Origin of the sequence: Asanoa sp. NPDC050611 (assembly GCF_040654855.1) — a bacterium.
GTDB lineage: Bacteria > Actinomycetota > Actinomycetes > Mycobacteriales > Micromonosporaceae > Asanoa.
This window is the reverse complement of record NZ_JBFAIU010000529.1, coordinates 1-3,453: the sequence shown is the minus strand read 5'-3', so window position 1 is coordinate 3,453 and position 3,453 is coordinate 1. Positions and strand designations below refer to the sequence as shown.

The window sequence follows — 3,453 nt, the reverse complement described above, 5'->3', positions numbered from 1 at the left end:
CGGACGTGGCTGTGCGCGGTCCACTCGTCGAGGAACAGCCGCAGCAGGGCGTCGACGATCGGCCGGGTGTGCGTGTCGAGCCCGTACCGGCGTACTCACGTCGTCGAACACCTGGTAGGGCGCGTTGTCGTCGGTGCCGACCGGGCGCCACTGCCCGCCGTTGACCGAGGCGTAGAACGTGACCTCGTAGAACGACGAGCCGCCCACGTCGGCGGTCACCTTCAGCCGGCCGCGCGCGCCCGGTGCCGGCGTCGGCTGCGCCAGGGACACGGCCGGGGCCACCCGCGAGCCCGGCACCTTGCCGTTGGCCTCGTAGACCACCGCCGACAGCGGCGGCACCGACACCGTCAACCGGCCGTCGCCGCCCGAGCGCAGCGTCTTCGGGCCGGCGCCGTACACGTTCTTGAAGGTGTCGCGCCCCGATGCGTACGTCGGGATCGCCGCCGATGCCGCGGTCTCGCTGTTGTTGAGGGCGACGACGTATTCGCGCTGGTCCCGCCGGTCGATCCGGGAGAACGCGTAGACGCCCGCGCCCTCGCTCGCAAAGCGGTGCTGCTGTGCGCCGTCACGCAGCGCCGGATGCCGCTTGGTCAGCGCGGCCAGCCCGCCGATCGACTCGTACAACGGATGGGTCGTGACGTAGTTGTCCTGTGCGTGCGTCGCGTCGGTGCCCAGCAGGTCGTCGTCGAGGTAGTCCGGCACCCGGCTGGCGAACAGCGTCTGCCGGGCGTCCTGGTCGCCGCCGGGACCGGTGAAGCCCTGCTCGTCGCCGTAGTAGATGACCGGGTTGCCGCGCGACAGGTACATCAGCTCGTGGGCGAGCCGGTCCCGCGCCACCCACTCCGCGTCGGTGGCGCCCGGGTTGTCGCCGCGGACGAACCCGCCGATGCGGCCCATGTCGTGGTTCCCGAGGAACGTCGGTAGCTGGTAGACGTTGGAGTCCGCGTCGGTGTACCAGTCGTCGCCCGCGAAGAAGGTGCCCAGCGCCGCCGCCGGTTGGCCCCGCGAGGCGAAGTTGCGGGCCGCGTCCTGGAACGGGAAGTCGAGCACCGACTGCATCCGGTCGCGGGTGGTGAACTGCGACGTGAAGCTCTTCGTGGTGTCGAAGACCTCGCCGAACATGAAGAACTCGCGCTTGCCCTGGCGGTGCGCGTAGTCCAGGATCTCGGGACCGAACTCCTGCCAGAACTCGTCGTTGACGTGCTTCATCGTGTCGATGCGGAAGCCGTCGACGCCGAAGTCCCGGATCCACGTCTTGTAGATGTCGATCATGCCGCGGACGACCCGCGGGTTCTCGGTGAACAGGTCGTCGAGCCCGAAGAAGTCGCCGTAGTAGGAGTTCTCGCCGACGAACGTCGTGTCGCCACGGTTGTGGTAGAGCGTGACGTCGTTGAGCCACGCCGGCACCTTCAGGTTTTGCTCCGCGGGGTCGAGCACCGGCTTGTAGGGGAAGGACGTCGCCGGGTCGAGCGCCGGGAACGAGGGCTGGCCGGCGAAGTCGCGGTCGTCGAACGCGGCGCCGGAGGCCGTGCGGTAGGGCACCGCGTCCTTGCTGACGTAGCCGCGGCGCGCCCCCTCCTCGTAGCCGATGACGTCCGCGGTGTGGTTGGTGATGATGTCGAAGTAGACCTTCATGCCCTTGGCGTGGGCGGTGTCGATCAGGGCGCGAAGGTCCTCGTTGGTGCCGAGGTGGGGGTCGATCTGGGTGAAGTCGGTGATCCAGTAGCCGTGGTAGCCCGCCGACGGGCCGTCTTCGAGCTGGACCGCCTTGTTCTTGAAGCTGGGCGTCAGCCAGATCGAGGTGGTGCCGAGCCCCTTGATGTAGTCGATCTTCGAGCGCAGGCCCTTGAGATCGCCGCCGTTGTAGAAGCCCTTGCGGGTCGGGTCGAAGCCGGACACCAGCGGGTCGGAGCCCAGGCCACCCTGGTCGTTGGCGGCGTCGCCGTTGGCGAACCGGTCGGCCATCACGAAGTAGAAGTTCTCGTCGGTCACCGGCTCCCGCAGCGAGTGGCGGGCGGGCAGGTCGTCGTCGCGGCCGCCGGCGACCGCGGGAGCGGCCGGCAGCGCCGCCACGAGCAGCAGCGCGGCGGCGAGGCCGACTGTGCGCCGGATGGATCCAGGTATGGACATCTTCCCCCCTCGGGCATCGACGGACGGGACGTTACCGAAGGGCTCCGACATTGCAAGCGGGTGAACCAGACGGACAATTCAGGGGGTACGCGGGCGCAAACGTCCTCTTCAGGCGGCTGCGGGCAACGATTGCGCGGAAACGGTGGGGTCTCCTTCACAGGATCGTTATGTGGCGACGGGCGCCAGAAGTCTTTGCCGCAATATCCCTGCAGTCTCTAGACACCACCTGAGCTGCCCATGCGAACATATGTTCGTGTCAGAAGGGACCATCCTCCACGCCGACCTCGACGCGTTCTACGCGTCGGTCGAGCAGCGCGACCACCCCAGGCTGCGGGGCCGTCCGGTGATCGTGGGCGGCGGCGTGGTCCTGGCGGCGAGCTATGAGGCAAAGGCCGCGGGGGTACGCACGGCGATGGGCGGCCGTGCGGCGCGGCAGCTGTGCCCCGAGGCGATCGTCGTCGAGCCGCGGATGTCGGCCTACACGCGGGCGAGCAGGGCGGTGTTCGAGGTGTTCCGGCAGACGACGCCGGAGGTCGAAGGGCTGTCGATCGACGAGGCGTTCCTCGACGTCAGCGGCCTGCGGCGGATCGCGGGGCCGCCGTCGCAGATCGCCGCCGGCCTGCGGCGGGAGGTGCGCGAGCGGGTCGGGCTGCCCATCACGGTCGGGGTGGCGCGCACGAAGTTCCTGGCGAAGGTGGCGAGCGGGGTCGCCAAGCCCGACGGCCTGCTGGTCGTGCCGATCGAGCGGGAGATGCAGTTCCTGCATCCGCTGCCGGTGGAGCGACTATGGGGCGTCGGCAAGGTGACCGCGGCCAAGCTCCGCGACCGGCGCATCTTCACGGTCGGCCAGTTGGCGGGCCTCGGCGAGGCGACGCTGGTGTCGCTGCTGGGCCGGGCGGCCGGGCGCCACCTCGACGCGCTGTCGCACAACCGCGACCCGCGCGCGGTGCAGACCGGCCGGCGGCGCGGCTCGATGGGGGCACAGCGCGCGCTGGGCCGCGGTCCGCGCACGCCGGCCGCGCTCGACGCGATGCTGGCCGGCCTGGTCGACCGCGTGTCGCGACGCATGCGCGCGGCCGGCCGCACCGGGCGCACGGTCGTGCTGCGGTTGCGCTTCACGGATTTCACGCGGGCGACCCGCTCGCACACGCTGCCCCGCGCGACGTCACACACCCAGACGATCCTGGACGCGACGCGCCGTCTGCTGGCGACGGCGCTACCGATGATCGAGGAACGCGGCATCACGCTGATCGGCATCTCGGTCGGCAACCTCGACGACCGCTACGTCCAGCTGCTGCTGCCGTTCGCGGAGCAGGACGGGGC

At 70.2% G+C, this 3,453-nt stretch carries 2 protein-coding genes; one reads left to right on the top strand and one right to left on the bottom strand.

Going from position 1 to position 3,453, the window contains the following annotated elements:
• A partial coding sequence (locus tag AB0H87_RS39620; RefSeq protein WP_360158288.1) for an alpha-amylase family glycosyl hydrolase occupies positions 1–2,130 on the bottom strand: 2,130 nt, incomplete at its 3' end.
• Positions 2,131–2,377: 247 nt separating this feature from the next.
• Here AB0H87_RS39620 and dinB point away from each other — a divergent pair.
• On the top strand, positions 2,378–3,453 hold a 1,076-nt coding region (gene dinB, locus AB0H87_RS39615), incomplete at its 3' end, for a DNA polymerase IV (RefSeq protein WP_360158285.1).